Genomic DNA, 16,937 nt, shown 5'->3' on the forward strand with positions numbered 1-16,937 from the left:
AAGGGAAGCGCCAATGAACTCCACACCCACTTCGAAGGCAAATGACCTCCCCGATGCGCCGGTCCCACGCGCCGATGAACGACTCGCCCACGCCTACGGACAGATCACACGCGCGGGTGAAGAGCTTGCGCGTGTGAGTGAACAGGTTGCAAAAATGGAGCACGATGCGGCGCGCCCACCTTCGGGGGGAACACCTTCGGCCGGACCTCGCCCGCAATCACCGACTGGAAGGCCGGCGCTCCGGGCGCTCATCGGCTTGGTGCTGACGGCGTGCATCGTTGTCGCTGCTCTGGTTTTGCAGTCGTCCTATGGAGCCGGGGCCAAGCTGGTTGTCGCCCGTTGGGCCCCGCAGCTCGTTTCAACATTGCCGTCGGAAAACCCGCCCGTACCCGCCCAGCCGGCGCCATCTACCGTTCAAGTGGCCGCGGCGGAGGCAACACCACCGCAAGCAACGCCCTTGCCTCAGACCGCACCGCAAGACGCCGCGCCGACAACTACTGCAGCGCTTCCTGATCACACAGAGTTGCTGCGATCGATGGCGCGCGATCTCGCGAATCTGGAGCGGAACATCGAACAGCTCAAGGCGAACCAGCAACAGATAGTCCGCGACAGTTCAATGGCCATTGAGGAGTTCAAGGCGAACCAGGAAGAGATGAAACGCGTACTAGCGAAGGTTTCGGAGCAGAACCCGCCCAAGACGTCGCCGCCGCCGGCGCAGCCGACTCCGACCTTGCGCAAGCCCGAGCGGACGCTTCAGCCGCCGCACGCAAGAGCGCGACCTCGACTCCCAAGAGAGTGGATCTACGACGAGGATTGGTAGCCGTCGATGCAGTGTCCATCGAAGTTTTGTGCTGAAACAGCTCTTTGATCCGATACAGCGCGCTGTGCGTCGGTGGCTTGAACGCGTAGAACGCCTGCTTTTTCTGGTAGTGGTCAGAGTGAGATTAGAAGCCAGCATTAACGGCCGCTTTGCGCCAATAGCTGCCCCTTGCCGAACGGCAACAGGCTGAAAATGGCTCTCAAACGCTGGCGCGCCCTGCGATTTGGCACATTTCTCTGTCATCAATCGCGGTCTAGACGTTTATAGGAATGTTATTGAGATGCTCAGGCCTGAGGTGGATATGGATAACTCGGATTTCTGCGGGAAGGCACAGTGACTAACCCTTCGGACGGTTTGCCTGGATCATCACTTGTAGATCTGGGATGGTCTGATTTCTTCGGCGACCAGCTCTTACCGGATGAGGCACGCGCCCTGCCGGTACGCATCGCCAACATTCATCGAACGCGTATTTCGGGGATTTCGCAAATTGGTTTGATCAGACTGGTGCTGCCGGCCCGTAGCAACACTGGTGATTTTGCCGTCGGTGACTGGGTGCTCGCCGACCCGCAGACGTTCTCGATGCAACGCCGCCTAGCGCGGAAGACGGTGCTGAAGCGGCGCACCGAGGGGAATGCGGCACCTCAACTCGCCGGCGCCAACATCGACACGTTATTTATCGTCACATCATGCAACGCGGAGTTCAACGTGGCCCGGCTGGAACGCTACGTAGCACTGGCCAATGAAGCCGGTATCACGCCGGTGATTTTGCTAACCAAAGCCGACCTTACCAAGGATGCTGGGTCATATCTTGAGCAGGCAGTTGCTCTGCAACGCGGGCTGCCGGTGGTAGTCTGCAATCCCCGTAATGGTCACGCCGCCGGTGACCTGCATGCCTGGTGCGGTGGAGGACAGACGGTGGCGCTGGTCGGCTCATCGGGAGTGGGGAAATCCTCCATGGTCAACGCGCTGGCGGGTGTGGCACCGGACCAGCTTCAACAGACCGGGAGCATTCGAGAGCATGATGCCCAAGGCCGTCACACGACCACCTCACGCTCGCTTCATGCGATGTCGAGCGGGGGCTGGGTAATCGATACGCCGGGAATGCGGACACTCCATGTCAGTGACGCCGCAGCGGGTATTGATGAGTTGTTCGCAGAAATCACCGAGCTCGCGCCGCTCTGCAGGTTTCGCGATTGCACGCACGCTCACGAACCGGGCTGCGCAGTCAGCACCGCGGTATCCGGCGGCACACTGAACCCGGAGCGTGTGGCCCGCTGGCGCATGATGGTGGCGGAGAACCGCATCAATACGCCTAAACTGATAAAGCCGGGCGGCAGCAGGCCCACCGTCCTCCGCCATAGCAAATCGCACCTAGAAGACGACTAGCTGACGTCTAACCTGAACGCCCTGTTTGGGTCGAATTTCTTGCGAACAAGCCGGTTTGTTCATTTCCTTGTCGAAGCAGTGAAGGGCGATGAGGCCGTGGCTTAGAATTCGTTCAGGTAGGTCTTGTCGCGATCGAAGATGTGGACGATATGACGGCTCACTGAACGAACCCGCGCCATGAATTCGATGTCCTGGTGTACCGACAGGAAAACGTCGCGATAGACCTTGACCTCATCGGGGAGGACGGGAACGAGCGTCGGGTTCGACTTGGCGGAGAACAGGGGTAGCAATGCGATGCCTGCGCCCGCCGCCACGGCGTTCTGCTGCGCGTGCATGCTCGAGGATCTGAAGGCGACGTTCGTCGGATCAAGTACGTCCAGCAGCCAATGCACCGGCTGGATAGCGATGAGGTCCTCAACATAGTCGATGAAGGTATGAGACGCGAGGTCGGCCCGACTGGCCGGCATCCCGCGAAGGGCGAGATAGGCCTGGCTCGCATACAAGGCGAGACGAAACGATCCGACCTTCTTGACAACGAGCCGCTGCCCGTCCGGATGCACGAAACTGATAAAGATGTCCGCCTCGCGTTTGGTCAGGCTGATCAGGTGCCGCTCCGTCACAAGCTCCACTGTTATACCCGGGCTCCGCACCACCAATTCCGTAAAGCGTTCCGCCAAAAAAAAGGCGGCGATCCCCTCCATGGTTGCGACGCGCACCCGCCCCGTGGCGGTGCTCGCGTCCGAGCCCAAGGCCTGTTGAACGGAAGAAGCTTCCTGTTCGATTCGTTCGGCGATCGAGAACAGGCGATGGCCATGTTCGGTAAGGACGAAGCCGTCCGGCTTGCGATCAAACAGCTTGACCGAGAGGCTCTTCTCCAGCTCGGCGATACGCCGGCTGACAGTGGTGTGATCGACTTTCAGCCGCCGAGCGGCTGGCATGAGGCGACCTTGGCGTGCCAGTTCCAGAAAATAGACCAGATCGTTCCAATCGAACACGGATAGTCCTAACAGGCCTGAGCAACCGACTTGGCAAGCAATGGACTTGCGTGGTCCATCTTGCGAGATTGGCGCTCCGAACGCCAGTCCGACGATGACGCAGTTGTGCATCGCGCCGATGGCGGCGCGAGCTGGATACCTGTCGCCCCCGGACCGGCGTAACGGCCGCCGATGACCTACTCCAGGTCGATCCGCAGATCATGGCGCGTCTTCTCTCGGCCTGAATTGCCTTCCTGTAGGATCAAGAATCCAGACTGCCGCCGTTATGGAATGCGATGGCCTCAGCCGTCGCGCCCTGCTCGGCCAGCTCGGGCGCGATATCGGTCGTAACAGCATCGATGAACGTCGCCGAGATCAGCCGCTTGCGATTGACCTTGAGATCGAAGACATCGAAGCGGTTGTAATAGCCAACAACGTCGTGGAACTGTTTTGGCTCGACACAACGCTGCAGGTCGCATTCCGCATAGGCGATGCCTTCCTGATCCTGCAGGGTGTCTCCGAACACCTCCCCTGTGGGATCAACGAAGAAGCTCGCCGCCCGCTGCGTGCGATCGATCACGTCGATGACCGATGAATCGCGCGCGATCAGGAAATCGCGCATCGCCGCATCCATGAAGCCAGCGGTGATGATGCCGAACGCCTTCGCCTCGAACGAATGTGCACTGGCGCGGATACGGTTGGCAGCGACATTGTTGAAATTTCCGCCCGCACTCGGCCGCCGCGTTGGCCACATCGGCGGCCAGCTCGAGATGTGGATCTGCTCGGCCTGCGCCATCAGGGCATAGCGCGCCAGCGGATTGGTGTTCTCGCCGCAGATCAGGTTGCCGACGCGGCCGACCGGCGTGTCGACGACGCGGAGTCCGGCACCATCGCCCGCGGCCCAGATCAGCTTCTCGTAGAAGGTCGGCACCAGCTTGCGGTGATGGTTGAGGATGGCGCCATCAGGGCCGATCAGGACATTGCTGTTCCAGATCAGTCCGACACTGGTCGGCGAGCTCTCGCTGATGCCCATCGAGATGGTGACGCCGAGGGACTTCGCTTCACGCCGCAGCGCCGCGATTTCAGGCCCTGTGATAGCGACGGACTGCTCGGCCATCAGCACGAACAGATCGTGGTTCTCGATCGGCGCCCACAGCGCCGCCCAGACCGGAAATGCCGGAATATAGGTCTCGGGAAACGCGACCAGCTGCGCGCCGCCGCGGGCCGCCTCGCGGATGATCGAGATCGCCTTCGCCGTTGTCGCCGCGCGATCGAGAAATACCGGTGCTGCGTGGACGGCAGCAACCTTTACGGATGACGTCATTATCACAAACCCTTCTTATGATTGCAGCCGGACATCAGCGCGCCGTTTCCGGCCCGCCCGGCACATGGCCGCACGGCATCCTGCAGGCGTCTGGCGCGGCGCGATCACAAGCGTTCGCCCGCAAAATAACCCGACAACCCGGTGCCCGGCGCACAATTGACGTATTCGAAGATCTGGCCTTGCTCCGGCAGCACGAACACCTCGTGCCAGGTGCGGAGCTGATTGGCCTTGCCGAACTTACGATAACGCGCGATCGCGGCCGTGAAGATCGCCTCATGCGAGGCATGGCGCTCGGCCCAATTCTCCATGTGTTCCAGGGACAGAAAGTAACCGAGTGCGTGGGTCTCGAGTTCCGGCTGACCTTCGGCATCGCAGGTCTGCTGAAAGCGGAGCGAGCAGCAGCCGGTGGCCTCGGGACTTTCCTTCAAGTAAGCCATGCCGCGTTCCAGCGGTGCGCGCAGATCGCGCATGTAATCCTCGGTCTGCGCCGGGTCGCAGCGACCCCAGAACGCGGCGGAGCGGATGACGGTGAAATTCAATGGCGTGATGATGCGCCAGCGTGCCGACCGGGTATCGCGGGCGACCGCCGCCGGCAAATCTTTCATCACAGGCGCCAGCGCATCCACGGCAGCCAGCGGAATCCGGTCCCGCATGGCGCCGTAATAGCCGCAATAGGGCGTCGGATAGACCGCCACCTCAGGCGATCGGCTGAGCGCGGCCGGATAGTCTTTCCAATACAGCGTCTCCTGCCGCTCCACCGGCACGGTGAGGCTTTCACGGAAATATCCATTCGGCTCGGCGAGACGCGCGGCGTCGGTCCACCAGGCCGTCAGGTGCGGATTGGCGAGCCAGTCATCGCGGCGCCCCTGATCAACCCAGTAGGTTGCGACGATGTGGGTATAGAGACCGTTCTGGTCGATAAACCAGGCATGGTCATGCACCGTCGGTCCGCTCGGAAGGCCGATCGCCGTCTCGATCCAGGGGAAGAACGGCGACGCGTAGACGCTCTCGGCATCGCGCCCCTGAATGCCGTGGAACGCCACGCACAGCGTCTCGCACTTGTTGGCGAAGCCGGCGGACCAGCGCTGCACCACGGGTTCAAAGCCCTTGGGCTTGCGCAGCGGATTGACGCGATCGAAAACCTGAAGTCCCATTTTGTTCTCCCCTACTTTTCTTTGTTAGTGAACGCCGAAATACGCCTTGTGCAGTTCGGCATTCTGCTTCAGCGATTCCGCATCGCCCTCCGCCACGACCTGGCCCTGCACCAGCACATAGCCGTAGTCGGCGACGTCGAGCGTCTGGCGCACATTCTGTTCGACCAGCAGGATCGACAATCCGGCCGTCTTCAGCCGCCGCACAATTCCGAATACCTCGGAAACGAACAGCGGCGACAATCCAAGTGACGGCTCGTCGAATACCACCAGTTCGGGATCGGTCATCAGCCCGCGCGCAATCGACAGCATCGAGCGCTCGCCGCCGGAGAGCGTGCCGGCCAACTGACCTCGCCGCTCCCGCAGCCGCGGAAATGTCTCGAACAGTTCTTCCATGCGCGCAGCCACACGCCTGGAATCGCGCATCAGGAGACCGCCGACCTTCAGATTGTCCAGCACCGTCATCCGCGGCAGGACGCGGTTGCCTTCGGGCACCGTGGCGATACCAAGCGCGGCGATCTTGTGTGTCGGCATATTCGCGATCGAATCGTTGCCGAAAAACACCTCGCCCTTGCGCACGCGGTTGAGGCCGAGAATGGTGCGGATCAGCGTGCTCTTTCCGGCGCCATTGGCGCCGAGGATACAGGTCACCGTGCCCGGCTTGACCTCGACCGTGACTCCCTTCAGCACATCGGCGCGATCGTAACCGGCGGTAATGCCGAGTGCCGAGAGTTTGCGCGTTGCCGTGCCGCCGGCGATCATTGGCTCACTCCCAGATAGGCGGTCTGGACATCGGGATTGGCGATCAGCGCATCGAAGGTGCCTTCGAAGATCTTGCGGCCGAAATTCAGCACGACGCAGCGGTCGGAGACGCGGCGGATCACATCCATTTCGTGCTCAACCAGGATCACCGCCAGATCGGGCATCTCCTGACGAAACGCCAGCAGATCGTCCATCAACTGGCGCGTCTCGTCATGCGTCATGCCCGCCGACGGTTCATCCAGCAACAGCAGCCTCGGCGCCCCGATCAGCGCACGGCAGATTTCGATCCGCCGGCGGTCGATCATCGTGAACGAACCGGCAGGCTGAAACAGCCGGTCGGCAATGACGGGGTTGAAGCGATGCGCCAGCGCGCGGGCGCGATCGACCATTCCGCCGAGCTCGTCGCACCAGCGTCGGCGGCGAAACAGGTTGCTAAACAGCCCGAGATCGAGCCTGCACAAGGCGCCGACCACGATATTGTCGAACACGCTCTGGTCCAACATCAGCCTCGAACGCTGAAAGGTTCTGGCGACGCCTGCCCTGCCGATCATTTGTGGCGGCTTGGCGAACAGATCGCGCGCGTCGAGGCGCACCGATCCGGCCGACGGCTTGTAGAGCCCGGTCACCACGTTGAAGAACGTGGTCTTGCCCGATCCGTTGGGGCCGACCAGCCCGACCGTTTCGCCCTTGCCGACCTCGATATCGAGACCATCAAGTGCGACGAGACCGTCGAAGCGCATCGTGAGGCCGCCGCAGGCCAGCAAGGGAGCGTTCATGCGCCCGCTCCCGGCCGCCCGATGAAACGCGACAGATCGCGGATCGGGCGCGGCAAGATGCCCGACGGGCGGAACAGCAGGATGGCCAGCACCAGCAACGCGAAGATCAGCAGCCGGAATTCCTGAATGGCCTGCAGCTTTTCGGGGATGACGAGGATCACCATGGCGGCGACCACGGCACCCCAGAAATTGCCGAGACCGCCGAGCACGATGATCGACAGCATCAACAGGGAGTCGCCGAGCCCGGACCCGTTCGGCGTCACGAACCCGTTCATCATGCCGTAAACCGCCCCGGCAACCCCGATCACGGCGTTGCCGATCAGGAACGCGACCACCTTCCAGCGGGCAATCGACAGGCCGAACACCGAGGCCGCGGTCTCATCGCTGCGCACGGCGTCGAGCGCGATCCCGATCCAGGACCGCTCGATGCGGCGGATCAGCGTGAAGGCCACGGCGAAGATGCAGATCGAAAGTACGGCGTAGGGCAGATAGAATGACACGTCCCATGGACCGATCGACGACACCCGGTTGAAGTCGAGGCCGAGGATCGAAAAACCCTTGATCTTCATGCCCTGCGGGCCGCCCAGCGTGTCGTTCACCTCCAGCAGGCTACGCAGCAGCAGGCCGAATGCGATGGTCACAAGGGCGGCATAGTGCCCGCGGGTCCTCAGCACCGGCAGTAACAAAATGACCCCGATCGCGCCGGTCACAATGCCGCTGACAACGAGAATCAGCAGATGCGGAATCCCGGCATACGCCGTCATGACGGCAGCCGTGTACGAACCGAGCACAAAGAACGCCGCACCGGCGAAGTTGGCAATTCCGGCGAATGCCAGCTGAAGATTCAGCGCGATGCAGGCCGTGGAAAACAGCGCCACGGTCGCCAGCATCAACAGCGTGTAATGCTCGCCGCGAAAGACGACGATCAGGCCCAGCGCGCAGACGAAAGCGACGCCGTTGGCGAATCCGCTGTAGTCGCCGCAGATCGCCGAGATATCCTGACCGAGCGGCGTGCGATCGGCGATCGCGAACATCACCAGAAAGGCCGCGAGCAGGCCGAGCACCTGAATCTGTGATTCCGCGTGCATCATCAGGCCGCCGCCTGCAAACAGCAACGCTACCGTGAGCACGACCACGGCCCGCGGATGACGCTGCATCCGAAGCGGCGATAATACGGGAATCGGGGAAGGAATGCTACTCATCACACCCGCTCGCTGCGGCGCTCGGCGATCAGGCCGGTTGGGAAGATCGCAATCAGGATGATGATTGCCGCGAACGCGATGACGTCCTTGTATGCGCTTGAAACCGGCAGCGCGACCACGACCAGGGTCTGTACGCCGGCAAACAGGAAGCCGCCGATGATCGGCCCGAGCATGCTGCCGAGCCCGCCGACGACGGCCGAAGCGAAACCGATGATGCCGAGCAGGACGCCCATGTTGAAGTTGATCTCGCGGTAGTAGAGCCCGAGCATGCAGCCGGCGAACGCCGCGAGCGCGGAGCCCAGCGCAAACGTTCCCAGAACCACCGTCTGGAAATCGATCCCCGACAGCCTTGCTACCTCGCCGTCCTGCGCCACCGCGCGAATGGCCAGCCCAAATCGCGTGCGGGTGATCAGAAGATGCGTGCCCAGCACCAGCAGCAGGCCGGCGGCGAGGATCATCACGCTGTCGACGCCGACACTGAACGAACCGGCTTTGATGACGCCGCCCGGCAGCAGCGCCGGAAACGGCTTTGGATTGCCGCCGTTGGGCACGCCGAGCCGGATGGCTTCGCGCAGCACGGTGCCCGCCATCAAGGTGGCGAGCAGCACATTGACACCGGGTGCATGGCGCAGCGGCAGCACCAGAACGCGGCCGATGATCACCCCGGCCAACGCACCGATGGTCACGGCCGCGGCTATTCCCGAGGCCAGCGCCAGCACCGGCGGCAGCGCAACCAGCCCTCCCGCAAGCCCGACCGCACCGAGGCTGGAGAATGCGCCGACGGTCACGACATCGCCGTGCGAGAACTTGATGACGTCGAGCACGCCGAAGAACAGCGAGAAGCCGACCGCGATCATCGCGTAGATCACGCCCAGCATCAGGCCGTTGAAAAGCTGCTGGGCAAGGATGCCGACGTCCATCGCGGAGTCCTGATTGTAAGGAAGATTTGTCGATGCGGTGGGAGCGGCGAGCCGAAGCTCGCCGCAATCAAGCTGGTGCTCGGCTAGTTCCTGGCGAGCTTCTTCTTGCCGGCGGCATAGTCGCTGTCCGGCCAATAGACCCACTTGCCGTCCTGGGCCACGTAGACATTGGCGTTGACGATGTTCTGGCGGTGATCGTCGAAGTTGATCTCGCCGACCAGTGCCTTGTAACCCTTGGTGACGTTGAGTACTTCCTTCATCTTCTTGCGATCGGGACCGGTCTTTTCGATCGCATCCATCACCAGGTTGGTGGCGGAATAGGCGAACGGGCCGTAGGCGTCGGGGTCCTCGCGGAAGCCGGCCTTGGCGTAGGCCTCGAGAAAGGCCTGGCCTTGCGGATATTTACTGATCGGCGCGCCGTTGTGGAACGAGATCGTGCCCTCGCCGGCGCTACCTGCGCCTTCGAGGAAACCAGCCGTCATGATGCCGGAAACACCGGCAAGCTGGGCGGCGACGCCGACGCGATCCATCTGCGCGCGCAGGCGGACGCCGAGCGGCGTCAATCCGCCGATCAGAATGAGGTCAGGCTTCAGCTCCTTGATCCTGGTGAGTTCCGCCGTGAAGTCCTGCTGGTCGGGGCTGACCGGGAATGTCGCAACGATCTCGCCGCCGGTCGGCTTGAGATATTCAGTGAAATACTTGTTCTGGCCCTTGCCGTAATCCGTGGTGTCATGGACGACGACAAACTTCTTGTAACCCTGCTTGGTGAGGAAATCCGCAGCCAGCTTGCCCTCGTTGATCATGGTGCCGTTGACGCGATGGATTTCGCGGTAATCGTTGCCGTAGGTGATCTCGGGCAGGATCGCACCCCACACCACCACAGGCAGGCCGAAGCGCGAATAGGTGTCGACCGTGGCGATGCCGACGGCGGAGCAGTAATGCGTAATGCCGGCGATGATGGAGTTGTCGGAAGCCGCCTTGGTTGCGACCTGAATGCCGACATTTGGCTTGCACTCATCGTCAAACGTCACGAGTTCATAGCTGTATTTCGCCGCCGGATCGGCATTACGCAGCTGAACCGCCAGCTGCGCGGAGTTGCGGCCGCCGAGGCCCGGCGCGGAATTGCCGCCTGACAGCGGGCCGATGAATGCGAGTTTCACGGTATCCTTGGCAAGTACCGCGGAAGGGAACGGCGCGGCCAGAGCCAGCGTTCCGCTCAGCAACAGCAACAAACTGGATTTTGGATTCATGACCACCCCACTCCTCTGTGTCGGGAGAAGTGTAGAGCGGCCCTTTCGGGTGTGGACAGTGCACATTTTTGCAGAACGACGTGCGCCGAGCGGCAAGCCCGATGAAGTTTGCGCCCTGCACTGCCACTTTCTGCCGCAAGCTGCCGTCACTTTGGGCTAAAGCACCGTGTCGCCGGGCAAATCCGTGCATCCGAACTCGCCCACCGCCATACCAACGAGGGGATTCGCTAAGTGCCTCAGGCTCCGCGCAAGTGGCATTCGAACCGGCCACTTGGTTTGATATCTAGTATGTATTTACAATTCAATTTCACGGCGCGATCCAATCTCATCACCCTCTCGAAATGATTGATCCATCGCCAATCTTCAAGCCGAACTCATTTCAATCCTGCTCACGTTGCTTGTGGCTAGATTTATTGTGAGCTCCCGGGTTGCACACATCGTGCACATGCCGCCTCCTAACTCACGTCATGAGGAAGTTTGAGCTAGATCCAGGGAGCCGAAGATCGCCAAATCTAGCATGGGGCGACAACGCCCGCTTTGCGCCAGAAGCGGTCCTCTGGACCGCCTATTTTTTTCAGTCAACTCAATACCGATTGACCGCCGGCTTGAGCTGGCCTCAATGCGTCACATGAGTTCATCTCTATATCAATTGCCGAAAGGTCGCCCGCCGCTGGTTGTTAGGGAAGCGAATGGCCGAGGAAAAAACGCAACATTTCCCTCGTTGCGTCCGGTCCCTGCGGATCGGTGTAGGAGCCCGCAGGGCTACCGCCCGACCAAGCGTGGGCGCCGCCGTGGATATTCCAATGCTCCAGGATTTCGTGTCCGCCGGCATAGGTATGGGTCGTGCGGGTGTATTCATGGCCTCCAGGTATCTGCCCGCGATGCACCGTTTCTTGCGTGCGCGTTGTACCGATGGCCTGTTCAAGAACTTGACCGCCATTGTTTGGATGCACGGTGGTGTCGCGGTCACCGTGAAAAATAATTGTCGGCACAGGCGGCCCATTACCGGAAATGACCCTGCGACCCGCCACGCCGCCTTGTCGCATGGCAGCAAATGCGGAAGGCACGTCAGTAGCGGGCCCGCAGGCGAGGCCGGAATGGATCCCGACAGCCGCATACAGATCACTGTAGGTTGCCCCCATGATAGCGGCAGCGGCCGCCCCGGCAGAGAGCCCGGCGACATAGGCCCGTTTTGGATCAATCGAATAATCGCGCATGACCTGGCGGGTGATGCCTGCGATTAGCGAGGGCTCGCCTACGGCTCGTTGCTGGTCGGCTGTGCGAAACCAGTTCCAGCATTTCGACTGGTTAGCGTCGCTGCTCTGGGTAGGATAAACCACGAAGCACGTTTGTTCTTCTGCGACGAAGTTCATTCTCGTACCGGCGGCGAAATCATCCGGCGACTGGGTGCAGCCGTGAAGCATTACGACCAAGGGACGCGGCTGGCCCTTGTAGCCGCTGGGGACGAAAAGCTTGTAAACTCGGCTTCCCGCCGGATTGCTGTAAGCTGCTTCCGTGAACTTCCTACCTTCCGGCACGATTTCCGATGGCGACGGGGGAGTGCGCTTCACGCCTCGCATTCCGAGCCAAGAACCATCCTTCGTTCGATCGAATAACGGCTGGAGTCTGCGAGGTGTCTGCGCCCGGTGCGCGCTACCGACCTCCACGTCATTGGCCTTCACGTCGATGGTAAGGGGCTCGCGGCCCGGCAGCGCGGCGCGCCCGGGGGTGCGCGGTGTCACGTCCGGCGCGCGCTCCCCGCGAAGCATGCGCTGAAGGAGCGCGGTGGCTTCGGCAAGTTGGCCCGCATGCGTCAGCCGGGTGGCTTCGCGAATGGTGTCCTGGTTCAGCATCGGGTTTACCTCGTTCTGTCGGCCAGAGCAGCCTTGACCGCCGGACTGGCGTGCAAAGCTCCCAGCACTGAGACTGAGCCGATCGTGGCGCGGGCGAGATCGGCCGTGACGTCTTGGGCTATGCTGGCAAGGCCCAGAACATTGATGTGCAACATCTCACCGGCCCGCCGCGCCGCTTCGAGATCCGCTCGGCTATAATTTCTCAAACCCAAGTCCAGCCCTTTGCGGAGCGTTGACTGCTTGACCACGTCGGCGTGGCGTTCGAGTTGGTTGCGGATTGCCGTTCGAATAAAATCAGTGCGGTTCGAATAGAAACCTTCCTGCACCATTAAATCCACATGTCCAAGATCGACATACCCGAGATTGACCGTGATTTTCTCCGTCTCAGCGGCCTTTGGTCGAAGTTCGTTGACATTAGAGGGCATGTTATACCATCCGCAAACCATCTGCATGGATGGTATATGGATGGCGCGGTATTCAAGGGCGCGCCGGCTAAATGATCGTCCGTCGTCGCCGTCGACCATAGGTGAATGGTTTGGGTGCATTGCGGTGACGGCCGCATTTGAGGCTCTTAGGTCGGCTGTCTGCACTCAATCGGCAGATTGGCGAAGTCCGCCTTGCGAGCCATAAGCGGTTGTCCGCTTTTCTAAACGGACCACGCTTTGAAAGACCAAGTGCGAGGGGACGACTTGATTGGTCCCAATATCAGGCAGCCGCGAGCCCGCGCCGGCGTTGAACCCTATGACCCATCATCTGAACGACATTAGGCGGAAGGTCGGTCGGGTCGGAAACGACCGGCGGGGGAAGAGCGACCGGCGTGAGCGCCGGTTCGGCCGACGGCGCTTCAATCAAGATTAAAAACTCACGGCCCTTCTGCGTGATCTGCCACCCGCTGGGCTCTCGCAGCACGTAGCCGCTGGAGAAAATGTCCAATTCAGGCGCGCGTGCCGCCAGCCGCTTCATCCTTTGAGACCAATCTGCGCCGCTACAAGTCAGAACCGCAACGTAGCGCTTGAGGTCCGCAAGCGATGCACGCCCTTCAGGGTGTCCCGCCAAAACTTTCAAGACTGTGATCTGAAAACTCACGCCACGCCCGCCACCGCGACTGAAAACAGTGGTGAAGCTAATGGCAGGATCAATTTCGGTCTATCTGGTGCGATCAAAAAGCAACCCGACTTCTCAGATTTTTCCCGTGAGCGTCAAATTCGCAACACGAATGGAACTTTCCTGTTTCGTTTGTTGATCTACATTACTTTGTCGGAAATCTTCTGGGGCACCGGGACGCTGCCCTTGAAAGACGGCCGCTGCTCGACGCGTGCACTGAAGGCGGCGAGGTTCGGATACTGGCTCTGCCAGTCGTAGTCCGGCCAGCGCACCGCGAGGTAGCCGATCACGGTACCAACGGCGATATCGCCGAGGCTGAATTCGCGCCCCACCGCAAAGGTGCGGTCCCCGACCAGACGCGCCATCTCGCGCATGCCGCCGTCGATCTTGCGGCGCTGGCGGGCCATCCACTCCGGGCTTTTTGCCGCTTCCGAACGCTGGCGTTCGAAGAACATCAGCACGAAGGCGTCACAGATACCGTCACACAGCACTTCCAGCCGCCGCGCCGCGATCTTGCCGTCGACATCCACCGGCAGCAGCGGCGTCTCCGGATATTTCCATTCGAGATATTGCAGGATGAAATTGGACTCATAGACGCTGGAACCGTCTTCCAGAATCAGGACCGGCAGTTTTTCCAGCGGATTGTATTTCGGGGTCGAGGTCGTGCTGTCCCAGGGCACTTCCGTGATGAGTTCGAACGGCAGGCCTTTTTCAGCGAGCGCAATGCGCACCTTGCGTGCATAAGGACTGGGGGTCGCGCTGAGCAATTTCAACATCATGAACTCCACTGGATGGATAGTGGGGCAATGGCGGCGCGCCGGTCAAGGCGCGCCGTTGGGGTTGTTCACTCGGCGGGGATGGCGTGCCCGCCTAACGCCTGGGCGGCGCTGCGACGCGTGACGAACATTCACGTAGAAGCTGCAGCGCAATCAATCAGATCCGACAATTCTCGCCATCGAATCGCGGTGCGTGACACACGACCAGTAACCGAACGGTAACCGCAATCGTCAGAATTTGACGCTCTTGCTCATGGATAGTGCTTCGCAGTGTTGTTGGTGTCAGCGCTTCACGTAGCTTTCGCAACGTGAAGCACTGCCTGATGATGATGTAATCCTGATCATTGAGTGTCTCCCGCCCTTTAACGGCCAAAATCTATATTGAGGCTACACCGGTGATACCGGTCTAGGGCAGAAGATGATCAGGACGGTCTGGCTTGCGATTGTATGTCTAGCGCTGGTAAGCGCCTTGGCTGCCGGCAAGGCGCTTAGGACGCCCGCCGGCCCTAGAGCCACAGAGATATCGGCAGACGAGTCGACGGTTGGTATTGCTAACGCTCATGATACGCTCAGCAAGGCCGATCGGCTTGAGTTCAACTACGTGCGTCAGGAAACCCCGCCTCAAGCTGTCTTGCAGTCAATCGAGCCAACCGCACCTGTCGTCACTCCGCCTAGCCCGCCGGCGGAAACCAACATCATAAGCCGACACTGGCGGGATCCCAATGCTTTTTCATCTTCGTTCAAAGATTCCCAACGGACCAAATCCAAAACGACAAGCAAGAACGTCAACCGCAAACGTAATCAAGCCGTGGATCGATCCAAACCATCTGAGCTGGTGAAGCTGTGCAGCCGGCCTGGTCCTTTTGGGGATCTATTAAGGGCTGTGAATCTGTCGCCCGCATGCGCATCGTAATTTCATGCGCGAGTACCGCAATAATATCACTCGTCGTCAGCTGATCCGCCAGGAACGCGGTCCTCCTCGATATTGGAATCCAGGTCGTCGCCCGTGGCGGCAGTTCCTCTTCCAAGGGAGAGCTCGGGTGTCCACCGACCGGCCCAACGGCCGTCCCGAGGCGCCTTCGACCCCGAGGGACCAGACCGAACGAGGCGGAGTCCAGCTTTTCTGATCGCACCGACCCGCGTTTTGCGAAGCGTTCGCTCGGCGGAGGCTCCGAGCCGCAGTCCGACGAGAGGTCTGAGACGCGCTTTCCCTCTGAGGACGTGGCGCCAGGTGGCGCGGAAGCTGGCCTTGAGCCCTAGCACGGCAAGGACCCACGTCGAGAGCATCTTCCGGAGGCTTGATTGCTCGACACGGGCGGCGGCCACACTGAAAGCCATAACTCGGGGGCTGTGAGTCGCAAGACCGTTCCGCCGAGATCTGATGGTTGAGTCACGGGACGCATGTATTCCGCGGAGCAACGATCGTGCGATCCCGGCAATGACTGACTCGGCACCCTGTTGGCAGCAACAACGTTGAGGCGGCTGCTGCCGCAGTAGCCGGAGACACGGAAAATCCTAGCAGCAAAGACGCGCAGTACGGGACGAACGGCGCAGCAAACTGGCCGAAGAAGGAAGCGGCTATCACGCTCCCGATCATCCGCTCCTGGATGCAGCCGTGGAACGATTCTCGCATCATTTCGAAGACAGCGGGCATGATGTGGCTGAACGACAGACCCGCAAGTACGAGGCATGGCAAAACAGATGCTGTTCCTTCGGACTCCGAGAGACCAACCATACTAACGAAGGATGCGATCAATGCAACGCGGATATGTGAACTGACACTGCCGATCCACGAAGCAAAGACACGATAGATGACAGCGCCGAATAGCTGACCACCCAGATAGAACGTCATCGCTGCAGCGCTCCTGATCTCGATCAGGCCAACGGTCAGAGCTATTTCCCCGATCTGCAAAAAGACGAGAATCTGAGCCAACATGTGTACGGCGACAAGCCAGATCAGCCTCGGCCGATCCAGGGTCGACGCGCCTTCATAGTACGGCGCGATTGGTCGCTGCAAACGATGCGCCGAGGTCAGAAACCTCGTGAGTACGAACATGCCGAGCAACAGCAACGGAAGGGAAAATGAGAAGTGAACATATCGCCAGTTGATAGCTGCAAGCCATGTGGTCGCCGCTGTAACAAGCAGGCCATAACAGCTGGTGGCCGGGCTCTGGTAAGTCAGGAGCCACGTTGAAGTTGGACCATCAAACCCGCGACTGGCAAGAACGTTGAACGGCATGATGATGAGCGCCGCCGACGCACCCACACCTGCCCTGGTCAGCATGGCACCCTCGCCGCTGCTGACGAAGCCACTGCTGACGCCAAACGCAGCGAAGCCAGCAATACCGACGGCCAAAAGTCTTCGCTGGTCAATTTGAGCCAGGCGCCCTCGGAGCATGAGGGCCATCATGGCCGTCATCAACGTCGGTATAACGAAGTAGATCTGCGCAATTAATTCGGGGCCGGGCCAGTCCGAAAACCAGACCACAGTGTTTGGTAGAATCGGCAACACTGCAACGGATGTGGTGATTGGCGAAGCGCCGATAAGGAGCAGGACGGCGGCGGACGGGTCGCGCATCAGCCTCATCGGAGGTTCACCTTTTGGCAATCCGCATTGCAACATTCCGGGCTCCGCGCCG

General features: G+C 60.7%; 15 protein-coding genes. 2 read left to right on the forward strand and 13 right to left on the reverse strand.

All coding sequences use genetic code 11. From position 1 onward, the window contains the following. Positions 1-13 precede the first annotated feature (13 nt). A complete protein-coding gene (locus JQ600_RS09185; protein ID WP_212489788.1) occupies positions 14-820 on the forward strand; it encodes a hypothetical protein in 807 nt (268 codons plus the stop codon). Between the two features lie 333 nt (positions 821-1,153). Further along, complete coding sequence (rsgA, locus tag JQ600_RS09190; protein WP_212263306.1) at positions 1,154-2,206, forward strand: ribosome small subunit-dependent GTPase A; 1,053 nt, start codon at positions 1,154-1,156, stop codon at positions 2,204-2,206. Positions 2,207-2,307: 101 nt separating this feature from the next. Here rsgA and JQ600_RS09195 read toward each other — a convergent pair whose 3' ends face one another. The 13 genes from JQ600_RS09195 to JQ600_RS09255 form a co-directional block, all read right to left on the reverse strand. Continuing rightward, complete coding sequence (locus JQ600_RS09195; protein ID WP_212263305.1) at positions 2,308-3,201, reverse strand: LysR family transcriptional regulator; 894 nt, start codon at positions 3,199-3,201, stop codon at positions 2,308-2,310. 241 nt (positions 3,202-3,442) lie between these two features. Continuing rightward, positions 3,443-4,504, reverse strand: a complete 1,062-nt coding sequence (locus JQ600_RS09200) for a carbon-nitrogen hydrolase family protein (RefSeq protein ID WP_212489789.1) — start codon at positions 4,502-4,504, stop codon at positions 3,443-3,445. Positions 4,505-4,608: 104 nt separating this feature from the next. Continuing rightward, positions 4,609-5,658: a phenylacetaldoxime dehydratase family protein gene (locus JQ600_RS09205; RefSeq protein WP_212263303.1), complete on the reverse strand. Its 1,050-nt coding sequence runs from the start codon at positions 5,656-5,658 to the stop codon at positions 4,609-4,611. 24 nt (positions 5,659-5,682) lie between these two features. Next, positions 5,683-6,417 (reverse strand): ABC transporter ATP-binding protein, encoded by a 735-nt coding sequence (locus tag JQ600_RS09210; RefSeq protein ID WP_212263302.1) that lies wholly within the window; start codon positions 6,415-6,417, stop codon positions 5,683-5,685. Continuing rightward, positions 6,414-7,193: an ABC transporter ATP-binding protein gene (locus JQ600_RS09215; protein ID WP_212263301.1), complete on the reverse strand. Its 780-nt coding sequence runs from the start codon at positions 7,191-7,193 to the stop codon at positions 6,414-6,416. Before JQ600_RS09215 ends, JQ600_RS09210 begins: the two co-directional genes overlap by 4 nt. Next, on the reverse strand, positions 7,190-8,395 hold the full coding sequence (locus tag JQ600_RS09220; RefSeq protein WP_212263300.1) for a branched-chain amino acid ABC transporter permease: 1,206 nt from the start codon (positions 8,393-8,395) through the stop codon (positions 7,190-7,192). Before JQ600_RS09220 ends, JQ600_RS09215 begins: the two co-directional genes overlap by 4 nt. After that, positions 8,395-9,315 (reverse strand): branched-chain amino acid ABC transporter permease, encoded by a 921-nt coding sequence (locus tag JQ600_RS09225; protein WP_212489790.1) that lies wholly within the window; start codon positions 9,313-9,315, stop codon positions 8,395-8,397. Before JQ600_RS09225 ends, JQ600_RS09220 begins: the two co-directional genes overlap by 1 nt. An 83-nt stretch (positions 9,316-9,398) precedes the next feature. Then, positions 9,399-10,565 carry a branched-chain amino acid ABC transporter substrate-binding protein gene (locus JQ600_RS09230; RefSeq protein WP_212263298.1) on the reverse strand — a complete coding sequence of 389 codons (1,167 nt, stop codon included), beginning with the start codon at positions 10,563-10,565 and terminating at the stop codon, positions 9,399-9,401. Positions 10,566-11,242: 677 nt separating this feature from the next. Next, a complete protein-coding gene (locus JQ600_RS09235) occupies positions 11,243-12,418 on the reverse strand; it encodes a PHB depolymerase family esterase (protein ID WP_212489791.1) in 1,176 nt (391 codons plus the stop codon). 5 nt (positions 12,419-12,423) lie between these two features. Beyond that, entirely contained in the window at positions 12,424-12,843 is a 420-nt protein-coding gene (locus tag JQ600_RS09240) for a CopG family transcriptional regulator (protein WP_212489792.1), read from the reverse strand. 280 nt (positions 12,844-13,123) lie between these two features. Further along, positions 13,124-13,504: a hypothetical protein gene (locus JQ600_RS09245; RefSeq protein WP_212263296.1), complete on the reverse strand. Its 381-nt coding sequence runs from the start codon at positions 13,502-13,504 to the stop codon at positions 13,124-13,126. A gap of 158 nt (positions 13,505-13,662) precedes the next feature. Further along, entirely contained in the window at positions 13,663-14,298 is a 636-nt protein-coding gene (locus JQ600_RS09250) for a glutathione S-transferase family protein (protein WP_249135774.1), read from the reverse strand. Positions 14,299-15,688: 1,390 nt separating this feature from the next. Beyond that, on the reverse strand, positions 15,689-16,885 hold the full coding sequence (locus tag JQ600_RS09255; RefSeq protein WP_212489793.1) for a hypothetical protein: 1,197 nt from the start codon (positions 16,883-16,885) through the stop codon (positions 15,689-15,691). Positions 16,886-16,937 lie beyond the last annotated feature (52 nt).

Origin of the sequence: Bradyrhizobium sp. AUGA SZCCT0176 (assembly GCF_018130145.1) — a bacterium.
In the GTDB taxonomy this organism is placed as follows: Bacteria; Pseudomonadota; Alphaproteobacteria; order Rhizobiales; family Xanthobacteraceae; genus Bradyrhizobium.